This window comes from Streptosporangium sp. NPDC005286, assembly GCF_040607515.1.
Classification (GTDB): Bacteria; Actinomycetota; Actinomycetes; order Streptosporangiales; family Streptosporangiaceae; genus Streptosporangium.
In genome coordinates this window covers 1-20,397 of the sequence record NZ_JBEXGU010000046.1, presented here as the reverse complement: position 1 = coordinate 20,397, position 20,397 = coordinate 1, and the positions used below count along the sequence as shown (strand labels likewise).

The window sequence follows — 20,397 nt, the reverse complement described above, 5'->3', positions numbered from 1 at the left end:
CGGAGGACCGCCCCTTCTCCGGCACCGACCGGCGAGCGGCCCCGCTCCCGGAGGCCTCGTTCACCGCCGTCGCGGGTTCCGTCCACCGCCGTGCGGGAATGCCGCCGGGCCATGTGCTCCCCGGCATCGCGGGCTCCGTACGCCGCCCGGGATCACGCTCGTACGGTGTGGTCAGCGAGCCGGGCGGTAGCCGGGAACGGTGATCATCGGCGGGCGTTCGGCGACGGCGACGTCCCGGACGCTCACCTGGTGGCCGCTCGCGCCCCGGCGGAACTGGGCCAGGCGGGGAGAGGGGCTGTGCAGGGAGACCATCATGTTCTGGCGCTCCAGGCGCGACCAGGAGGTCTGCAGGATCTGGGCGGCCATCCCGCCGAGCGCCTCCGTCGACTGGTGGGAGTGAACCCGGCGGCCCAGGTCCACCTGGGCCAGGGCGTCGAGCCCGGCGAGGTCGAGCAGGTCGATCAGCAGGCCGAGCTCCACACCGTAGCCGGTGACAAAGGGCACGCTCTCCAGCACGGACCTACGCCCGGCGTACTCCCCGGCGAGGGGTTGCACGAATCCGGCCAGCAGCGGCCAGTGCAGGTTGAGCAGGGGGCGCGCGACGAGCTCGGTGACCCGGCCGCCGCCGCTCTGCACGTTCTGCAGAGGCCGGTCGTAGCAGCCCTTGACGTAGACCACCGCCTCGTCGGCGAGCAGCGGGCCGAGCAGCCCGGTCACGAAGGACGTGCGGAACTCGCGCAGGTCGGCGTCGATGAACACGAGCAGGTCGCCGGAGGTCGCGGCGAGGGACTTCCAGAGCGCCTCGCCCTTGCCGTCCAGCGGTTTGAGGTCGGGCAGGATCTCGTCCTGCGCGATCACCGTCGCCCCGGCGCGCGCGGCGCGTACCGCGGTGTCGTCGACGGAGCGGGAGTCGATGACCACGAGTTCGTCGACGAGCGGCACGGCCTCCATCAGGTCGTGGCGGATCGCGGTGACGATCTCCCCGACCGTCTCCTCCTCATCGCGCGCGGGCAACACGACGCTGATCGTCGTCTCACCCTTGGCTCTCAGCAGCTCCGGCAGCGACCAGTCGCCCGAGGATGAGGTGCGCTCGCGTAGCCATGCCTCGACCTCAGGCAGCACAGCCCACCCTTCCCATCACCTCGGTACTTACGGGTATCACCTTATGTGGCGCTGATTCCGCACAAGTACCGGCTCCCGTCCTCACCGCGCAGGTGGGAAGATCAGTCCAGTCCGGCACGAGGAGGGAAGGCATGGACCCGGTAGCCGTGCTGCGGGCGGCACGCGCCGTCCGCGACGAACTCGACAGCTTGATGGGGGGTGCCTCCGCGGAACTTCGCAACCGGCTGGATCCGCTGCTGGCAGAGGCCGGCAGCCGGCCTCCAGGGCAACTGGCCGACGCGATCATCATGCTGATCGCCCAGTACGGCCCGGCCTGGAACCGGCTCTCCGCGCTGCTGAACCTGGAGCACGGCCTCGTCGCCGAACAGGTGGCCCCCATGCTCGCCGACACGGGCCCGCAGGACCACGGGGCCGCGTACGACGGCGGATACGACAACCTGCCCCCCACCGGCGCCATGAGCGTCGACTGGATGCGCCCCGACCAGGCGGGCCCCGCCGCACCGCAGGCACCGTCCCCGCAGGCACCGCCGACGCCACCCGCCGGGAGCCGGGGTCCCTCGATGCTCGACCGGCTGACCGGGGCCTTTCGCAGGCGGCGCGGGGATGCGCCCGTCCCGGCGCCCGAATCCGAGTGGGAGGGGATCCCGCTGATCGAGGCGCCCACCGAGTCGGTCTCGGGCTGGGGTACGGAGGTGTCGATCGGCGTCGCCCCGGGCCAGGGGCAGGACGGCACCGCGGCACCGCGCGAGCCGGTCGATCTGGACATCCAGCTCATCGCCGAGGGCTTCGACGCACCGGGCGGATGGCAGGTACGGCTGCGCGTCGACGCGGCGTCGCCCTACCCCCGCGCGGTGGTCAACCTTGTCGCCCTCGCGCAGCAGGAGCCCGAGGTCGCCCGGCAGATCCAGGCGATCTGTTCGGTGCGCGGCCAGGTGGTCGGGTTCGGCCTGCGCTCGATCACGCTGCACGGCTCGCCCGGCAGGCTCGGCCGGGAGGAGCCGCCCGAGCCGGTCGCCGGCACCCGGATCCGTCCGGCCCTCGTGGGCGAGCCGGCGGACGTCACGGTGTCCATCGTCCACGGTGACGAGCCGGGACGGCTGTGGTGGACCTACCGGTCGCCGCACTTCGTCACCCCCGACCGGGCCGAGCTCTGCGACCTCGGCATGCGGGCCTCGGAGTTCGGCCGGCAACTGACCGAGCAGGGCCGCCTCTCCGAGGAACTGGGACGGAAGGTCGGCTCGCGCGTGCCCCGGGGTTTCTGGGAACTACTGAACGCGGTGGCCGGCCGGGTGGCACCGCGCCGCCCGAGCGTGCTGTTCCTCTCCCAGGAGCCGCACGTGCCCTGGGAGCTGGCCGTGCTGGAACATCCGTACGATCCGTCGCTCCCCCGCTATCTGAACTGCCAGACGGTGACCGGCCGCTGGCCCCTCGGTGGCCGGCGCCCCGAGCTGCCGCCCCCGGTGAGCGCGCGGGCGGATCACGTCGCGGTGGTGTACGACGAGGCGCAGGCGCACCCGCTGGTGACCGAGTACGGCGCCACGCAGGTCTCCTCCGCGCTCGGCGACGTCCTGGGCGTGCTCGGCCAGGGACCGGACATCGTCCACCTCACAGCCGGCGGATCCGCGGCCGAGGCGCTGGGCCGTGACCTGGCCGGTGCCCCGTTCGTCTTCCTGGAGGAACCGGGGGACGCCCAGGCGTTCCTGCTCGCGGGCGCGAGCGGGGTCGTCGAACCGCTCTGGCCGGTCGGCGGGGGCCTGGCCCGGGAGTTCTACCGGCGCTGCTTCACCGGTGAGCCCCCGGCCGAGGTACTGCGGTCCATGCGCGGGCAGGCCCCCGACAGCGCGGGCGCCTACCGGTTCCACGGCCACCCGTCCCTGACGCTGCGCCGGACGCCCCCGCCCTCGGAGTGACCCACCGTGCCCGGATCTCGTGCTCAGCGGATGGCGTGGCGCTCCAGGAAGGTGTAGACGTCGGCCTCGTCGACGCCGGGGAAGGATCCGGGCGGCAGCGCGGCCAGGATGTGGGAGTTGCCCCGGGCCGAGGGCCAGGCGTATCCCTCCCAGCGCTGGGTCAGCTCGGCGGGCGGGCGGCGGCAGCAGTCGCCGGTGGGGCAGTCCGACTTGGTGCGGTTGGTGGTCTCGCGCCCGCGAAACCAGCGCGACTCCCGGTACGGGACACCGAGGGTGATGGCGAAGTCACGCTCGCGCGACGGGTCGACGTGGGCGACGCAGAAGTAGGTGCCGGTGGGCGAGTCCGAGTACTGGTAGTAGACGGAGAAGCGGTCGGGCGACAGGAAGACCTGGCGCCCGGACCACTGCAGGCACATGCGCTGGCCCTCGATCGCCCCCTGCTCGTCGGCGGGGAAGACGATGCCGTCGTTCTCGTACGCCTTGTAGATGATCCCGCCGGCGTTGTTGCGGACGAAGTGGCAGCTCAGGTCGAGGAAGTGGGTGGCCAGGTTGGTGAAGCGGTGCGCGGCCATCTCGTAGGAGACGGCGAACACGTCGCGCAGGTCCTCCACGCTCAGCGCCCGGTCCTTCTTGGCCTCCCCCAGGTACGGCACGGCGGCCGCCTCGGGCACCAGGACGGCGGCGGCGAAGTAGTTGGCCTCGGTCCGCTGGCGCAGGAAGTCCGCGAAGTCGCGGGGCTTGTGGTGCCCGAGGGAGAGGTGGCCGAGGGTCTGCAGCAGGATCGTGCGGGGGGTGTGCATGCCGACCTGCTCGTGCTTGACGTAGATGCGCCGGTTACGCAGGTCGGAGATGGAGCGCACGGTGCGCGGCAGGTCCTGGACCGTCTGCACGGTGTAGCCGAAGTGGCTGACCAGCGCCTGCACCGTGCTCTGCGACAGCGCTCCGGAACGGTAGCCGACCGCGGCGAGCGCCTCGGCGGCGGCCCGCTCGATCTCCGCGAAGTAGTTGCCCTGCTCACGCTGCTTGCGGCGGAGCTCGGCGTTCGCCGCACGGGCCTCCTCGGGGGTGGCGGTGCCCTTGGCCTGGCGTGAGCGCAACTCCCCGTAGAGGCCGAGAATGTGTTCGAGCACGTCGTTGGGGACGCGCGCGGAGACCTTCAGCCTGGCCAGGCCGAGCCCGGCGTACAGGGGGTCGCGCTGCGCCTCCTCCAGGGCCATCTCCAGCTGCGCCCGCCGGTTGGGGGCCTGCCTGCGCAGTAGTTCCTCGATCGGCACGCCGAGCGCGGCGGCCAGGGACTTCAGCAGCGACAACTTCGGCTCGCGCTTGCCGTTCTCCAGCAGGGAGAGCTGGCTGGGCGCGCGGTTCACCCGTTCCCCCAGGTCGGACAGGGTGAGGCCACGCTGCTTGCGCAGGTGCCGGAGACGCTGGCCGAACGCGATGAGATCGAGCTCCTGCGTCAAGGAAAGCGGTTCTTCACCCACCAAAGATGCCATAGCACGATGCTAAACGAAATTTCCTAGGAAATTTCACAGCCACGCGCGCCACCTGGGAGAACGCCGCCGCACCCGCGCCGGGAACTCCGGTCGGCCTCGCAGGACGGAGGAGGCGGGGTGCCGCGACCTCCGGGCACCGCGGTGACGGTGGCGGCGACCGCGGGGCGAAATCCCCTAGCGGCGGCCTCCGGCGACCCACGACCGGCAAGCCGCAAAGCGCGCTACCGGAATTGGTCTAGTCCATAGCGAAAACTATGAAGTTCTTCCCATCTGAATACCGATGAGTATTGATGACAGGGGAAGAATCTTCATTCTTTCGTTAGAGTCGGCCTTGTTCGACCGTTTTGTCGAGGCACACACTCGAGGTAAGGCACCCAGGGGACGAAAAGGAGTTACACCATGAGTGATCGCCTCAAGGGAGCCGCAGACGAGCTGCGGCGCGAGTGGGAGACCAACCCTCGCTGGAAGGGCACCGAGCGGACGTACACGGCCGAGGACGTGGTTCGACTCAGGGGGTCCGTCCAGGAGGAGCACACTCTCGCCCGGCTCGGCGCCGAGCGGCTGTGGGACCTGCTGAACACCGAGGACTACGTGCACGCCCTTGGCGCGCTGACCGGTAACCAGGCCGTGCAGCAGGTCAAGGCCGGCCTGAAGGCGATCTACCTGTCAGGCTGGCAGGTCGCCGCCGACGCCAACCTCGGCGCGCAGACCTACCCCGACCAGAGCCTCTACCCGGCCAACTCGGTTCCGGCCGTGGTCCGCCGGATCAACAACGCGCTGCTGCGCGCCGACCAGATCACCTGGTCGGAGGGCGACCAGGACGCGCCGCACTGGCTGGCGCCGATCGTGGCCGACGCGGAGGCCGGCTTCGGCGGCGTGCTGAACGCCTTCGAGCTGATGAAGGGCATGATCGCCGCGGGTGCCGCGGGCGTGCACTGGGAGGACCAGCTCGCCTCGGAGAAGAAGTGCGGCCACCTGGGCGGCAAGGTGCTCATCCCCACCGGCCAGCACATCAAGACCCTCAGCGCCGCCCGCCTGGCCGCGGACGTGCTGGGTGTGCCGACCCTGGTCATCGCGCGGACCGACGCCCAGGCCGCGACGCTCCTGACCACCGACGTCGACCCCCGTGACCAGGCGTTCACCACCGGCGACCGCACCGCGGAGGGCTTCTACCGGGTCCGCAACGGCGTGGACGCCTGCATCGCCCGCGGCCTGGCCTACGCGCCCCACTCCGACCTGCTCTGGATGGAGACCTCCACCCCGGACCTGGACGTGGCCCGCGAGTTCGCCGAGGCCATCAAGGCCGAATACCCCGACCAGATGCTGTCCTACAACTGCTCGCCCTCGTTCAACTGGAAGAAGCACCTGGACGACTCCACCATCGCCAAGTTCCAGCGCGAGCTCGGCCACATGGGCTACAAGTTCCAGTTCATCACACTGGCGGGCTTCCACTCGCTGAACCACTCGATGTTCGACCTCGCCAGGGGCTACGCCGAGGACGGCATGACCTCCTACGTCCAGCTCCAGGAGGCCGAGTTCGCCGCCGAGGCACGCGGCTACACCGCCACCCGCCACCAGCGCGAGGTCGGCACCGGATACTTCGACCTGGTCAGCACGGCCATCGCGCCGGACTCCTCCACCACGGCCTTGAAGGGGTCGACGGAGGAGGAGCAGTTCGCAGAGGCTCACTGACTCTCCGGACCGGGCTCGCCCAGACGACTTCCGGGGCATGGAACGGTTCCCCGGGCGAGCGCGATGACCGGGTCGTCGACCGAGGCCCCGCCGTGCGGATCTCCCCCTGATCCGTACGGCGGGGCCTTCCCGTACCCGTCCCGCGCTCCGCGGCGCGTCCCAGGCGCGACCGCGCGGGGAGGCGGGCGGTGCCTCAGCGGCCGACGGCCTCGATGAGCTTGCGGCGCTGCTGGGCGCCGAGACCGCCCAGCCGGCGCGCCTCGTCCACATCGGCCTGCGCCATCAGCTGCGCGGCCTTGACCGTTCCGACTCCGGGCAGCGCCCGGAGAGCCTGATAGACCTTGATGCGCTTGGCGATGTCGTCCTCGCGGCCAAGCAGCTGCTCCAGGCTGAGGGCGCCGTTCTTGACCTCGGCGAGAAGCTTGGCACGGGCCGTGCGGGTCTCGGCGGCCTTGACCAGGGCGGCCTGACGCTGTTCGGGGGTGAGCTTGGGCAAAGCCATGGTGTTTTCTCCCTGATGACGGTAATTCCAGCGTCCTGTTACCCAAAGCGACTGGGTTAATCATCGGAGAGCCTACGGATAGATCCACAGGACCCGTACTGTGCATCACGATATGCCCGTTTGGTTACCCCGCCCTTACCCGGCCCTCCGTAGCCTCGGGCTCATGGGTATCTGGCGAAGCCCTCAGGGCATAGAGGTTGAGGCCATCGTGGTTCACGACGGCCCCTGTCTGCTGGTCACCCGCCGGATCGACGGGCGGCGGGTTCTCGTGGCGTACTGCATGAACATCCGCGAGGTCGGAGAGCACGTCGATCTGGCGGAGCTCGTCCCCGCGTAGGCGAACGCTCAGGGTTGGACCACGACCGAGTCCAGTTCGGTACGGCTGTCAACTTCTGCGGTCACTGGGGCGTCAGACTAGTCAGGGAGGCTCGATGGATGTTCTGGTCGGCCTCGTTGACGAAGATCTCCGCCTGGAGCTCATCCTCGTCGAGGCACTGCACACCGAGGCGGAACGGCTGGCCGCCCAGCCCGACCGCTGAACGGGGGCGGGTGCCCGTCCCACGAACCGGACGGGCCCCGTCCCACCGGCGATCGATGGAGGACGGGGCTCGATTCATCGGGTGGGGATGGCGTTAACTTTCTCCTTGACCTCCTCCCCACGGCTTGAGGCCCGGGGTCTGCACGCTCAAGGAGATGTGATGAACAAGCGCGAGCTGATCGAGAAGGCCGCCGCCGAGGCCGGGCTCACCCGACGGCAGACGGCCGCGGCTCTCGACGCGATCCTGGGGACGATCCAGACCGCGGTGGCGGCCGAGGACAAGGTGGCGATCCCCGGGTTCGGATCCTTCGAGATCGTCCACAAACCCGCACGGACCGGGCGCAACCCGCAGACCGGCGAGCCATTGGAGATCGCGGAGACCTGGACGGCGAAGTTCAAGCCCAGCCCGGGGTTCATGGGCCTGATCCGCCAGCGCAAGAAGGACTGACACCCTCCCGGCTCGCCGAGCGGACCCGGCAGGCTCCCCGGAACGCGCACTCGACCGTCTTCGCCCGTACCCGGCCGATCCGGCGCCCGGCGGCGAACGCCGGACCTGGAGCGAGAGCCTGAGCTTGAGCGGCTGCCCCTCCCTTGGACGAGGGGTTCTCGCGAGCCCGACACGATCCCGCATGTCACGTTCTGTGATGACATGACCACCGTGTGAGATATCGGCCGATCCGCCAAGTGTGATCCCGCTCATACTCACAGATCTCCGCCAATCCGGCGACCGCGCGAAACCTCCGCCCCCGCCCCGTGTTTCGCCACCGGACACCCCCGGGACCCGCGCCGTACACCTGAGCGCCGTAACCCGAATGTCACATCCGGCTTCTTGTAGCCCAAAGGTCTCCTATGGAAGGTTGCACCTCAGACGTTTAAGGTCAAACCTTTCGGAGGTGCTCCCATGCAGCCCCCCAACCATCGCTATCGGGGATACCGGTCGTTCGACTATCTGGAGCCACATACCGACTTCAAGGTCTTCGACCTCGCCCCCGAACTCGATCGTGTTCCCGCGTACGACCTGGGCCTGTCGGCTGAGCAGTCCGTGCGAGTCAGCCGCCTCCTGACCGAGCACATTGCCATCTCGCTGCACGAGCACCCCAAGGTCCTGACCGCGGACGTCACGCAACTGCGCGACTACAACCGGACAGGGCGCAACGTGCTCGGGTACGAGGGCCTGTCGCGTTCGGGCATGACCGCGCTCTTCGACAACTTCATGAACGGCACCAACTGCGTCACCAGCGAGCACGGCTGGAAGTGGGACGACGTCATCTACGACCTCGGCCTACGCTTCGCCGACCTCGCCAAGCAGGACTTCGTCGTCCTGGCCCGCACGGTCGCGGAGATCGAGAAGGCCAAGGCGGGCGGGCAGCTCGCGCTGGTGGCCGGGCTGGAAGCGGCGACGATGATCGAGAACGAGCTCGATCGCCTGGACATCCTGTACGGCTTCGGCGTCCGCCAGATCGGTATCGCCTACTCGCAGGCCAACCAGCTCGGCTCGGGGCTGGCCGAGCGCGCCGACGCCGGGCTGACCAACTTCGGCCGCCGCGCGGTGGAGCGGATGAACAGACTCGGCATGGCCATCGACATCTCACACTCAGGCGACCGCACGAGCCTGGAGGTCATCGAGCACTCGACCGTACCGGTCTTCATCACCCACGCCGGAGCCCGCGCGATCTGGCCGACCAACCGGATGAAGCCCGACGAGGTCATCAAGGCCTGCGCCGAACGCGGCGGCGTCATCGGCCTGGAGGCGGCCCCGCACACCACACTGTCGGAAAAGCACCGCGAACACTCCCTGGAGTCGGTGATGGACCACTTCACCTACTGCGTGGACCTGGTGGGCATCGACCACGTCGCCTTCGGCCCCGACACCAACTTCGGCGACCACGTGGGGCTGCACGACTCCTTCACCGGTCACCTCTCGATCGGCCAGGCCCACGGACATGTCGAGCACCCGCGGGTGCCGTACGTGGCCGGTATGGAGAACCCGGCGGAGAACTTCACCAACATCGTCGGCTGGCTCGTCAAGCACGGCTACGGCGACGACGACATCAGCAAGGTCATCGGCGGGAACATCCTGCGCGTACTCAAGGAAGTCTGGTGAACATGCGTACCCTCGGACGCCTGTCCGGCGCCGTCACGGCCGTCGTGACCGCGCTGACGCTCACGTCGTGCGGCCTCAACGAGGGCCAGGAGGCCTCGAAGCCGGCCGGCGGCGACAGCTCCACCACGCTGCGCATCGGCACCACCACCGACGTCGCGAACTTCAACCCGCTGCAGTCGCTGAGCAAGACCGACAACTGGATTCTCAACGCGATGTACCCGCACCTGCTGCGGATCGACGGGAACGCCAAGAAGGTCCCCGAGCTCGCCAGCGAGTACACCCACGAAGACGGCGGCAAGTCGGTCGTCTTCACCCTGCGCGACGACTTCGTGTGGAGTGACGGCACCCCGGTGACGTCGGCCGACGTGAAGTACTCGGCCGAGACGATCATGAAGAACAAGCTGGGGAACGTGGCCGCGAAGCTCACCTGGGTCGAGGGCATCGAGACGCCCGACGCCACCACGGTGGTCTTCAAGCTCAGCCAGCCCTACGCGCCGTTCGCCGAAGGCGTGGGCTTCTGGATGTCCGTCGTCCCCAAGCACATCTTCGAGAAGGCCGGCGACATCACCAAGTTCGCCAACAACTCCGACTGGGTCGGCGCGGGCGCGTACATCCTGAAGAGCGCCACGCCCGGTCAGCGCTACGTGATGACGCGCAATGACAAGTACCCCTACGCGCCCGAGGGCGGCGCGGCCGTCGACACCGTCGAGTACCGGCTGTACCCGGACGTCAACACCATGCAGCTCGCGCTGCGCAACGGCGACATCGACCTGATGGGCACGCCGGTGCCCGCCTCGGCCGTCGCCTCGTTCAGCGGCGACAAGAAGATCAAGCTGCAGGAGGTCGGCTCGCTGGGCTTCGCCCACATCACCTACAACGTCACCAACGAGCACCTGGCCCGCCCGAAGGTCCGGCAGGCGCTGTCGATGGTCGTCGACACCAAGTCGATCATCTCGACGGTGCTGCAGGGTGAGGGTTCGGCGATGACCGGCCCGATCTCACCGATCTTCGGGGAGTACGACAACACCGAGCTCGAGCCGTACCCGTTCGATCCGGCCGCCGCGCGCAAGCTGCTCGAAGAGGAAGGGTACGCGGACAAGAACGGCGACGGGAAGCTCGACGGCCTGTCCTTGGAGATGGTCTGCGACCAGAGCAACCCGAACCTGACCCGGGTCGCCCAGGTGGTGCGGGAGGACGCGGCCAAGGCCGGCGTCGAACTCGTCGCGTCGTGCGTCGAGCGGAACACGTTCCTCAGCAGGACCAAGAGCGGTGACTACGACATCGACGTCTCGCAGTGGGCCGTCTTCGACAACCCGATGGACCAGCTCCGCAGCACCTACCTGTCGAGCAACCCGGGCGGCATCAACTACAACCTGGTCAAGGACCCCAAGCTCGACAAGCTCATCAACGAGGCCGCCGTCACGACCGACCACGACGAGTTCGTGGGAAAGATCAAGGAGCTTGACGGCTACGTGCACGAGCAGGCGCTGCTGACGCCGCTCTATGTCGAGAAGATCCAGTTTGCCTACAACGCCGCCAAGTTCACCGGCTTCCAGCCCTCGCCCAGCGATCTGCTCGGCATGGTGACCGGCTACTCGCTGTCGCAGGTCCGGCCCGTCGGCTGAGGCGAGGAACGGAGAGGAGGTGGGGTCACCCCATGGCTGGATTCATCGCCAGAAGGGCGATGCGTGCGATCCTGACCATCTGGATCGCGGTCACCGTGACGTTTTTCCTGCTTCGACTGCTGCCGGGTGATCCCACCCTTCTGGTCGTCGAGGGGGACATGACCCCCGAGATGCAGCAGGCGCTGCGGGAGCAGTACGGGCTGGACAAGCCCATGCTCATGCAGTACTGGCTGTATCTGACCGAGTTGCTGCAGGGCAACCTCGGCACGTCGTTCAGGCAGCTCCAGCCGGTCACCGACATCATCGTGTCGCGGTTGCCGTGGACGGCGCTCCTGGCCGGTTCGGCGTTCGTGCTGACCATCGTGCTCGGCATCCCGCTCGGCGTGTACGCGGCCGCCCATCGCGGCAAGCGCGTCGACAGGGTCGTGCAGATGTTCGGGATCACCGGGCACGCGCTGTTCGTCCCGAGCATCGGGATCCTGCTGCTCGTGGTCGCGGGCTCGTGGCTCGGCTGGTTCCCGATCGGCGGCGCGATCGACCCCGACACCCGGGGTGTCGACGCGTACATCAGTCTGTTCCACCATCTCGCGCTGCCTCTGCTGAGCCTCGTGGTCGTGCAGCTCGGGCCGTACGCGCTCACGCTGCGCACCAACATGCTCGAGGTCCTCGGTGAGGACTACATCAAAAGCGCCCGCGGCCGCGGCCTGTCGCCGCAGCGCACTCTGTGGCGGCACGCGTTGCGCAACGCGTTCCTCCCGGCTCTGACGCTGATGGGCCTTCAGCTCGGCACCCTGGTCGGCGGGGCGGTGCTCACCGAGACCGTGTTCGCCTACCCCGGCGTCGGACGGCTGATCTACGAGGCCGTCGGCCAACTCGACTATCCGCTGCTACAGGGAGCGTTCATCATGCTCGCGATCACCGTGGTCGTCGCGAACCTGATCACCGACGTGGTCAGCATGCTGCTCAACCCAAGGATTCGCGCATGAGCGCGATGCCTCCCGACGCGCGGCCCGCCGGTGCCGTCACGGTGGACGAGCCGGCGGCGAGCACCCCGCCGTCGGCGATGAAGAGCCTCCGGCGCTTCCTGGCCAAGCCCAGCGGCGCGCTGTCGATCTCGATGCTGCTGGTGTTCCTGGTGACCGGCCTGCTCGGCCCGCTCTTCGTGGACCGGCCGGGCGGGCTCGGCTCCGAGATCCTGCGGTCGCCGTCGGTCGCGCACTGGTTCGGCACCGACGATCTCGGCCAGGACGTGTTCGCCCAGGTGGTGTGGGGAACCCGGGTCAGCCTGACGGTGGCGATCGCGGCGTCGGCGATCGCGATCGTCATCGGCACGGCCCTCGGCCTGCTCGGCGCCTACTCCCGTCGGGCCGACGCCTGGGTCACCACGGTGACCGACCTGATGCTGTCGCTCCCCCTGCTGCCGCTCATGATCATGGTGACCGCACTGGCCGGCCCGAGCGTCACGACGCTGACGTTCGTCATCGGGCTGTTCTCCTGGCCCGAGGTCACCCGGCTGATCCGATCGAACGGCCTGGTCGTGGTGTCCATGCCCTACATCGACGGCGCCCGCGCGCTCGGCGCGACAGGCTGGCGGATCGTCACCCGCGAGGTACTGCCCGCCGTGGTGCCGCTGATCGTGGTGAGCGTGCTGCTCACCGCGGCCAGAGCGGTGATCTCCGAGGCGGGACTGAGCTTCCTGGGGCTCGGCGACCCCGACTCCTGGTCGTGGGGACGGATCATCCTCAACGCCCAGCGCAGTGGCGTGATCTCCACCGCGTGGTGGCAGACGCTGTTCCCGTCACTGGCGATCCTGCTGCTCGTGCTCTCGGCGACGGTCGCCGGTGTGCGATTCAACGACTCACGCGACCCTCGGCTGAAGGACCGGTGACCTATGCGCCTTTCTTCCGACTACTACGCGGACGTCCATTCCTCGCTCAGGGACGCCCTGGAACAGGACGGTCTGGACGGATTCCTGGCCACGGCACCGAGTGACGTCGCCTACCTCGCCGGATTCTTCTACGCCGTCACCGAACGACCGGTCTACCTATGGTTCCCTCGTGACGGCCGGCCCCTGTGCGTGGTACCGAAGCTCGATGAGGAGTACGCGGCGCTGCAGCGCATCGAGGCCGACGTCGTCACCTACGCCGAGTTTCCCGGCGTCGATCCGGCCGAGGCCGTACTCGCGCGGGAGATCGGACGCACAGGCCGGCCCGCGGCCCGGATCGGCGTCTCGGGCGGGCTCAGCCTCGCCGGCCACCGGGCGCTGACCGAGGCGTTGGGCACGGCCGAACTCCGTACCAGTTCGGTGGTGTCGAACCTGCGGCTCATCAAGCATCCGGAAGAGCTCGCCTGGCACCGCCAGGCGGCCGGGATCTGTGACGAGATGCTCGCGGCGGGCCGGGCGCTCATCGAGGACGCGCTGCGCGCGGGGCGCCCGCTGCCGAGCGAGGGCGATCTCGCACGGCACGTCATCGGGTACGGCTCCGACACGATGTACCAACGCTACGACCATGTCATCTACACGACGAAGCTGGCCGGCGGCCTGGTGTACGCCGGCCCGAACTCCGCGAACCCGCACGGACTGCCCAGCAGGCGCAGGCTGGAGATCGGCGACACCGTCATCCTCTCCCTGGGCGCCGCCGTCGGCAGCCGCTTCGTCGAGAGCGAACGGACATTCGTCATCGGCGAGCCCAACGCCGACCAGCGGCACTACTTCGCCGTCGCGGCGGAGGCTCAGGAGGTCGGCACGGCGGGCCTGCGCGCCGGCCGTACCTGCGCGGAGGTGAACCGCGAGTGTCTCGATGTCATCAGGGGGCACGGGCTCGGCGAGCATATCCGGCACCGCCAGGGGCACGGCATCGGTGTCCAGCAGCACGAGCCGCCGTGGGTGGAGGACGGCGACGACACGGTGCTCCGGGCCGGAATGGTGCTCTCCAGCGAGCCGGGCGTGTACGTGCCGGGCCACGGCGGCTACCGCATCTCCGACACCGTGCTGATCACCGACGCGGGCCCCGAACGGTTGACCAGCTATCCGCGCAGCCTCGAAGAGAACGTGATCGCGCCATGACGAAGAGCCGGAAACAGACCGAGGAGAACACGGTGTTCGTGGAGATCAACGGCAACCCCCTGGCCGTGGAGGTCATGGGACCCGAGAACGCGCCGGCGATGATCGTGCACCACGGCGCTCCCGGGCTGGGCAGCCGGGCCGAACCGCGCCGGTCGTTCGGGCCGTTCTCCGACCGGCTTCGAGTCGTCGTCTTCGACGCTCGCGGGTCCGGTAAGTCCGGTGACGCGGGGCCCTTCAGCCACGCCCAGTGGGTCGCCGACGTCGAGGCGATCCGCCGGCACTTCGATCTGGGCCGAATCGTCATGGCGGGCGGGTCCTACGGCGGCTTCATCGCGATGGAGTACGCCCTGGCCCATCCGGAGAACGTCGCCGCGCTCGTCCTGCGGGACACCGCGGCCAACACCGACTACGACCACCTCGCGGTCGAGCGGGCCCGGACGACGGACCGGGTGCGGATCCCCGAATGGGTCATCGAGCGCATCGGCACCGGCCACTTCACCGGCAACGAGGAGTTCAGGGAGTACTGGCGGGCCATCCTGCCCCTCTACGACCACACCTACGATCCCGAGGCGGTCGAGCGGCGGGTCGCGCAGACCTCCTACCACTACAGGACCCACAACGAGGCGTTCGGCGTCAACATGCCGGCCTACGACCTCACCCCGCGGCTGCACGAGATCACCTGCCCGACGCTCGTGACCGTGGGACGGCACGACTGGCGCACGCCGGTGCCGGCCTCCCAGACGATCGCCGACCTCGTCCCCGACGGGGAGCTGGTGGTGTTCGAGAAGTCCGGTCACTCACCCCAGCTGGAGGAGCCGGAACTCTTCCAGCAGGTGGTGCGCGACTTCCTGACCAGGGCGGGCGTGCTCGTCCCTCGGGCAGGCAGGCCGTGAACGCGCCCGTCCTGCGGGTGGACGACCTCAGCGTGGAGTTCGCCACTCGCGAGGGGGCGGTTCGCGCGGTACGCAACGTCGGCCTTGAGGTCTTCGCCGGCCGTACGCTCGCGCTCCTCGGCGAATCGGGGTCCGGCAAGTCGGTGACGGCCCAGGCGATCATGGGTTTGCTGGACACGCCGCCGGCGAGCATCACCTCGGGAAGCATCGTGTTCGAGGGCACCGACCTGGTGACGGCGGCCGAGCGGGTCCGCCGACGGGTCAACGGCGAGGGCGTCGCCATGGTCTTCCAGGACGCGCTGTCCGCGCTCAACCCCGTCTACACGGTGGGCCATCAGATCGGCGAGCTGCTGCGGGTCAGGCGGAGGATGTCCCGCTCCGCCGCGCGCGCCCGGGCCATCGAACTGATGGAACGGGTGCGGATTCCCGCCGCGGCCCGCCGCGTCGACGACTATCCGCACCAGTTCTCGGGCGGCATGCGCCAGCGGATCATGATCGCCCTGGCGGTCGCGCTCGACCCGCGCGTGCTCATCGCGGACGAGCCCACCACAGCCCTGGACGTCACGGTGCAGGCGCAGATCATGGAGCTGCTGACCGAGCTCCAGCGCGAGAACGGGATGGGGATGATGCTCATCACCCATGATCTCGGAGTGGTCGCCGAGGTGGCCGACGACGTGACCGTGATGTACGCGGGCCGGATCGTCGAACGCGGTTCCGTGGAGGAGCTCTTCGAACACTCGGCTCACCCGTACACCCGGGGGCTGCTGCGCTCGATGCCGCGGACGGATCGGGAGGACGACGAGCTGTGGGCCATCCCCGGCGCGCCGCCGAACCCGGTGATGACGCCGAAGGGGTGCGCGTTCCATCCGCGCTGCGACATCGCGATCGACCTGTGCCGGTCCGAGCAGCCCGGGCTTGAGGTGATCGCGGCAGGCCGTACCAGCGCCTGCCATCTGCGTGCGGAGGTGTTCGATGGGCGAGCGTGAAGTCGTGCTCGAAGTTGATTCCCTGGTCAGGTACTTTCCGGTCAGGGGCGGCCTGTTGAATCTGCGCCGCAGTGCCGTGCAGGCCCTCGACGGCGTGTCGTTCACCCTCGGGCGCGGCGAGACCCTCGGCGTCGTCGGCGAGTCGGGATGCGGCAAGTCGACGCTGGCCCGCACGGTCGTGGGCCTGGACACCCCGACATCGGGGCACGTGCGCTACCGCGGCGTGGACGTCCACGCGGCGTCGGGCCGCGCGCTGCGAACGATGCGACGCAGCGTCCAGATCGTGTTGCAGGACCCCTACACGTCGCTGAATCCCAGGAAGACCGTTCGCGACCTGCTCATGCAGCCGTTCGAGATTCACCCCGACGTGCTGCCCCGCGACAGGCGGCTGAGCCGGGTGAAGGAACTGATCGACGTGGTCGGGCTCAACCCGGACCACCTCGACAGGTACCCCTTCCAGTTCTCCGGCGGGCAGCGCCAGCGCATCGGGATAGCCCGCGCGCTCGCACTGGAGCCGGAGGTCGTGGTCTGTGACGAGCCGGTCTCCGCGCTGGACGTCTCCGTGCAGGCGCAGGTCGTCAACCTGCTGCGGCGACTGCAGCGGGAACTGGGCCTGTCCTACGTGTTCATCGCGCACGACCTGTCGGTGGTACGGCACATCTCCGATCGGGTGGCGGTGATGTACCTGGGCAAGGTCGTGGAACTCGGCGACCGCCGGGAGGTCTACGAGCGTCCCCAGCACCCGTACACCCGGGCGCTGCTCGAAGCGGTGCCCGTCCCCGAGCCGCGGGGCCGGGCCTCGCGCACCCGAACCCTGCTGGCCGGCGACCCGCCGAGTCCGGTCGACCCGCCCTCAGGGTGCCGGTTCCGCACGCGCTGCCCGAAGGCTCGGGACGTGTGCGCCGACACCGAGCCCGTTCTGCGGATCGGGTCCGCGTCGGCCGTCGAGGTCGCCTGTCACTTCCCCGAGCAGACCCCCCTGGCCCGCCTCGGCGGGGCATGACCGACCGTCACCGGCGCCCGGCCCCGGGCTGCCACGACATCAATACATCTGGAGGATTCACCGCCATGCAGTCACCTTCCGCCTCCTACCGCGGTCACCAGGCCTACGGCTATCTCGAACCGGGCGTCGACTACGCCGACTTCGAGCTGGCCGAACAGATCGGCCGGGTGCCCGCCTACGACGGTGAGGTGTCGGCCGAGCAGTCCGAACGGGTCAGCCGGATCATGGCCGAGCACATCGTGATCTCACTGCACGAGCACGCGGTGGTTCTCCCCAAGGACGTCGGTGAACTGCGCCGATACAACCGCACCGGCCGGCAGCGTACCGGCTACGAGGGCCTGTCGCGTTCGGGGATGACCGCCGTGTTCGACAACTTCATGGCCGGGGCGTCGTGCGTCACCAGCGAGAACGGCTGGAAGTGGAACGACATGATCTACGCCCTCGGCCTGCGGCTCGCGGACATCGCCAAGCAGGACTACGTGGTGCACGCGCTGACCGTGGACGACATCAAGGCGGCCAAGCGCGACGACCGGATGGCGCTGGTGGCCGGGCTGGAGTCGGCGACGATGATCGAGAACGAGCTCGATCGCCTGGACATCCTGTACGGCTTCGGCGTCCGCCAGATCGGTATCGCCTACTCGCAGGCCAACCAGCTCGGCTCGGGGCTGGCCGAGCGCGCCGACGCCGGGCTGACCAACTTCGGCCGCCGCGCGGTGGAGCGGATGAACAGACTCGGCATGGCCATCGACATCTCACACTCAGGCGACCGCACGAGCCTGGAGGTCATCGAGCACTCGACCGTACCGGTCTTCATCACCCACGCCGGAGCCCGCGCGATCTGGCCGACCAACCGGATGAAGCCCGACGAGGTCATCAAGGCCTGCGCCGAACGCGGCGGCGTCATCGGCCTGGAGGCGGCCCCGCACACCACACTGTCGGAAAAGCACCGCGAACACTCCCTGGAGTCGGTGATGGACCACTTCACCTACTGCGTGGACCTGGTGGGCATCGACCATGTCACCTTCGGCCCCGACACGATGTTCGGCGACCATGTGGGTGTGCACAAGACCTACGCCGGCAACTACGCCCAGAACCGCGACGCCGCGCCCGACCACCCGAGCGTCGCCTACGTGGACGGCCTGGAGAACCCGGCGGAGAACTTCACCAACATCGTCGGCTGGCTCGTCAAGCACGGCTACGGCGACGACGACATCAGCAAGGTCATTGGCGGCAACACACTCCGCGTGCTCGATCATGTCTGGTAGGACTTCGCCCCCCGGCGTCCTCGGACGCGGGGGGCACTCGGGCAGCGTGACGAAGGGAACCCACGATGGGCCGACGTGATACCGCGGCGCAGGCGGCGCTGCACGGCCTGCGAGCGTTGCTCCAGGAGAAGTTCCAGCCAGGAGACCGGCTGCCGACCGAGCAGGACCTCTGCGAGATGCTGGACGTGAGCCGCGGCACCGTCCGCGAGGCGCTGGGCGTCCTGGCCATCGAGGGCGCGGTGATCCGGCGCTGGGGAATCGGCACGTTCGTCGCCGGCACCCGCGACCTGGCGCCGCTGAGCATGTCGAAGATCCTCGCCTACCGTGACCGTATCCAGATGGCGGGGCACACAGCCGAGCTGGTCACGTCGTCGTGCGACACCGTGCCGAGCTCGCCCGCGGCGGCCGAGGCACTGGGCCTGCCGGCACGGTCGCCCGTGTGGCAGGTGACACGGATCTTCAGCGTCGACGACGTGCGGGCCGCCTACATGCGGGACTACGTGCCGCTGAAGATCGGCACGGACGAGATCGACCCGAGCCCGATGCTCGGCATCGACACCGACCTGTTCACCTTCCTCGACCGGGGCGCCCTGCGCCCGGCCGCCCAGGTGATCACCGACCTCGAAGCCGTGCTCGCCTCCGATCAGGGGGCCGAGGCGTTGCGCGTCCCCGTGGGCTACCCCCTGGCCCGGACGCTGCAGACCGTTTTCGGACACGGCGATGTGCCGCTCGCCTACGGCGTCACCCTGCACCGCACCGACATCGTGCGAATCCGCATCACCCGCTGATCCGGCCGTTTCGGGAGGGAGCCGCCCCGCTTCGACGTGCGCGGGCTCTCAGTCGCGTACCGCGCGGGCGTACCAGCGGCCGTCGAGGTGGTCGACGCGCAGCGGCCGCCCGAAGCACTCCGAGAGGTTCTCCGCGGTCAGGATCTCCGCCACCGGACCACCCGCCTGGATCCGGGCGTCACGCATCAGCAGGGCGTGGGTCGTGGTGGCCGGGACCTCCTCCAGGTGATGGGTGACGGTGACCGTGGTCAGCACCGGACGGGTCGCCGCCAGGTCCTCCACGGCGGTGATCAGGTCCTCGCGGGCGGGCAGGTCGAGTCCGGCGAACGGCTCGTCCAGCAGCAGGATCACCGGGTCGGCCATCAGGGCCCTGGCGACACGGACACGAGCCCGCTCACCCTGGGAGCAGACGCGAAAGAGCCGGTCGGCGAGGTCCTTGCAGCCCATGTCCGCCAGCAGCTGATGGGCGCGCTCGTGCTCGGCGGGTCCGTAGCGGTCCCAGAGCGGGACGCTGGACCCGGTGTAGCCGGTCAGGACCACGGTGTGCGCGGTGGCCCCCTCCTCCTCCAGCAGTTCCTCGTCGACGAGCCGCTGGCTGGCCGCGACGAGGCCGATGTGGCGACGCAACTCCCGCAGGTCGACCCGGCCCAGCCGCTGGCCGAGCACGGTGACGGCCCCCTCGGTGGGATGCCGGACGGCGGCGGCCAGTGACAGCAGCGTGGTCTTGCCGGCCCCGTTGGGGCCCAGCACCACCCAGTGCTCCCCGTACCCGACCCGCCAGCCGATGCCGTCCAGCAGGGTCCGGCCGACCACCCGGACCCCGACGCCGCTCAGCTCCACCGCACCGGGCACAGGCTCGCCCATCGATCTCCCCCTCCGCCTCGATTCGCGGCGCTCACTTTAACCGATCCAGCGATATTTCCCGATAAATCGCCTGAACGGGCCACTCAGCCCATCTGTACGGAAGGAGTGGGAACGGGGGTGATGGTCGTCCCCGAGGGGGCGGGAGCGGTGGGCGTCGGAGACGGGCTCTCCCCGTCACCGGTCTGCGGGATCTGGGTGAAGGAGGGCTTGGGATTGCTCGAGGCCGTCGGGCAATCCCTGTTCCTCCCCCTGCCCTTCGCGGTCGCGTCCGCGCAGTCCTGCCGGTCGTCACCGTCGTCGGGCGAGCCGCCCGAGCCGCGCGGACGCTCCGGCGCCGGCTCCTCGCGGCCGTCACGGCCGTCGTGCCCGTCGTAGCCGGTGACGGGCAGCGAGACGGTCCTGGTGGTGGTGATCTGGACCGTGGAGGGAGTGGCCGGAAGGACCGTCCGCGGCTTGCCCGCATGCGGCCGGGTGCCGCCGCGAAAGACCGAGCCGGAAGGCGTACCGTCGGCGGGCAGGACCAGCGGCGCCGGCTCGGGCATGCC

19 protein-coding genes are annotated in these 20,397 nt (G+C 69.3%); 14 read left to right on the top strand and 5 right to left on the bottom strand.

Annotated features, from left to right (window positions below; translation table 11 throughout):
- Positions 1 to 171: 171 nt before the first annotated feature.
- Positions 172 to 1,122: a glucosyl-3-phosphoglycerate synthase gene (locus ABZU75_RS18915; protein WP_355555579.1), complete on the bottom strand. Its 951-nt coding sequence runs from the start codon at positions 1,120 to 1,122 to the stop codon at positions 172 to 174.
- Positions 1,123 to 1,253: 131 nt separating this feature from the next.
- Between ABZU75_RS18915 and ABZU75_RS18910 the strand changes: the two genes are divergently transcribed.
- Positions 1,254 to 3,032 carry a hypothetical protein gene (locus ABZU75_RS18910; protein ID WP_355555577.1) on the top strand — a complete coding sequence of 593 codons (1,779 nt, stop codon included), beginning with the start codon at positions 1,254 to 1,256 and terminating at the stop codon, positions 3,030 to 3,032.
- 23 nt (positions 3,033 to 3,055) lie between these two features.
- On the opposite strand, the gene ABZU75_RS18905 is transcribed toward ABZU75_RS18910, so the two are convergent.
- Positions 3,056 to 4,492 carry a helix-turn-helix domain-containing protein gene (locus ABZU75_RS18905; RefSeq protein ID WP_355555657.1) on the bottom strand — a complete coding sequence of 479 codons (1,437 nt, stop codon included), beginning with the start codon at positions 4,490 to 4,492 and terminating at the stop codon, positions 3,056 to 3,058.
- Between the two features lie 432 nt (positions 4,493 to 4,924).
- On the opposite strand from ABZU75_RS18905, the gene aceA reads away from it, so the two are divergent.
- Positions 4,925 to 6,217 carry an isocitrate lyase gene (aceA, locus tag ABZU75_RS18900; RefSeq protein WP_030909255.1) on the top strand — a complete coding sequence of 431 codons (1,293 nt, stop codon included), beginning with the start codon at positions 4,925 to 4,927 and terminating at the stop codon, positions 6,215 to 6,217.
- Between the two features lie 193 nt (positions 6,218 to 6,410).
- Here aceA and mihF read toward each other — a convergent pair whose 3' ends face one another.
- Positions 6,411 to 6,719, bottom strand: coding sequence for an integration host factor, actinobacterial type (gene mihF / locus ABZU75_RS18895; protein ID WP_355555575.1), 309 nt, complete (start codon positions 6,717 to 6,719; stop codon positions 6,411 to 6,413).
- Between the two features lie 163 nt (positions 6,720 to 6,882).
- Between mihF and ABZU75_RS18890 the strand changes: the two genes are divergently transcribed.
- From ABZU75_RS18890 to ABZU75_RS18835, 12 genes are all read left to right on the top strand, one after another.
- Positions 6,883 to 7,056 (top strand): hypothetical protein, encoded by a 174-nt coding sequence (locus ABZU75_RS18890; RefSeq protein WP_350920360.1) that lies wholly within the window; start codon positions 6,883 to 6,885, stop codon positions 7,054 to 7,056.
- Positions 7,057 to 7,417: 361 nt separating this feature from the next.
- Positions 7,418 to 7,705: an HU family DNA-binding protein gene (locus ABZU75_RS18885; RefSeq protein WP_030909250.1), complete on the top strand. Its 288-nt coding sequence runs from the start codon at positions 7,418 to 7,420 to the stop codon at positions 7,703 to 7,705.
- 453 nt (positions 7,706 to 8,158) lie between these two features.
- Positions 8,159 to 9,361, top strand: coding sequence for a membrane dipeptidase (locus ABZU75_RS18880; RefSeq protein ID WP_350920364.1), 1,203 nt, complete (start codon positions 8,159 to 8,161; stop codon positions 9,359 to 9,361).
- Between the two features lie 2 nt (positions 9,362 to 9,363).
- Complete coding sequence (locus ABZU75_RS18875; RefSeq protein ID WP_355555655.1) at positions 9,364 to 10,986, top strand: ABC transporter substrate-binding protein; 1,623 nt, start codon at positions 9,364 to 9,366, stop codon at positions 10,984 to 10,986.
- Positions 10,987 to 11,018: 32 nt separating this feature from the next.
- Positions 11,019 to 11,972, top strand: coding sequence for an ABC transporter permease (locus ABZU75_RS18870; RefSeq protein WP_355555571.1), 954 nt, complete (start codon positions 11,019 to 11,021; stop codon positions 11,970 to 11,972).
- Complete coding sequence (locus ABZU75_RS18865; protein ID WP_355555569.1) at positions 11,969 to 12,874, top strand: ABC transporter permease; 906 nt, start codon at positions 11,969 to 11,971, stop codon at positions 12,872 to 12,874. The genes ABZU75_RS18870 and ABZU75_RS18865 overlap by 4 nt, the downstream gene beginning before the upstream one ends.
- A 3-nt stretch (positions 12,875 to 12,877) precedes the next feature.
- Entirely contained in the window at positions 12,878 to 14,053 is a 1,176-nt protein-coding gene (locus ABZU75_RS18860; protein ID WP_355555567.1) for a Xaa-Pro peptidase family protein, read from the top strand.
- Complete coding sequence (locus tag ABZU75_RS18855; RefSeq protein WP_355555565.1) at positions 14,050 to 14,946, top strand: alpha/beta hydrolase; 897 nt, start codon at positions 14,050 to 14,052, stop codon at positions 14,944 to 14,946. Before ABZU75_RS18860 ends, ABZU75_RS18855 begins: the two co-directional genes overlap by 4 nt.
- Positions 14,943 to 15,932 (top strand): ABC transporter ATP-binding protein, encoded by a 990-nt coding sequence (locus tag ABZU75_RS18850; RefSeq protein WP_355555563.1) that lies wholly within the window; start codon positions 14,943 to 14,945, stop codon positions 15,930 to 15,932. Before ABZU75_RS18855 ends, ABZU75_RS18850 begins: the two co-directional genes overlap by 4 nt.
- Positions 15,919 to 16,935, top strand: coding sequence for a dipeptide ABC transporter ATP-binding protein (locus tag ABZU75_RS18845; RefSeq protein WP_355555561.1), 1,017 nt, complete (start codon positions 15,919 to 15,921; stop codon positions 16,933 to 16,935). Before ABZU75_RS18850 ends, ABZU75_RS18845 begins: the two co-directional genes overlap by 14 nt.
- Before the next feature lie 65 nt (positions 16,936 to 17,000).
- Positions 17,001 to 18,200, top strand: a complete 1,200-nt coding sequence (locus ABZU75_RS18840) for a membrane dipeptidase (protein ID WP_355555559.1) — start codon at positions 17,001 to 17,003, stop codon at positions 18,198 to 18,200.
- A 65-nt stretch (positions 18,201 to 18,265) separates the two neighbouring features.
- On the top strand, positions 18,266 to 18,988 hold the full coding sequence (locus ABZU75_RS18835) for a GntR family transcriptional regulator (RefSeq protein WP_355555557.1): 723 nt from the start codon (positions 18,266 to 18,268) through the stop codon (positions 18,986 to 18,988).
- A 48-nt stretch (positions 18,989 to 19,036) separates the two neighbouring features.
- Here ABZU75_RS18835 and ABZU75_RS18830 read toward each other — a convergent pair whose 3' ends face one another.
- Both ABZU75_RS18830 and ABZU75_RS18825 read right to left on the bottom strand, forming a co-directional pair.
- Positions 19,037 to 19,852 (bottom strand): ATP-binding cassette domain-containing protein, encoded by an 816-nt coding sequence (locus ABZU75_RS18830; RefSeq protein WP_355555555.1) that lies wholly within the window; start codon positions 19,850 to 19,852, stop codon positions 19,037 to 19,039.
- Positions 19,853 to 19,935: 83 nt separating this feature from the next.
- Positions 19,936 to 20,397: hypothetical protein (locus tag ABZU75_RS18825; protein WP_355555553.1), on the bottom strand; the 462-nt coding region annotated here is incomplete at its 5' end.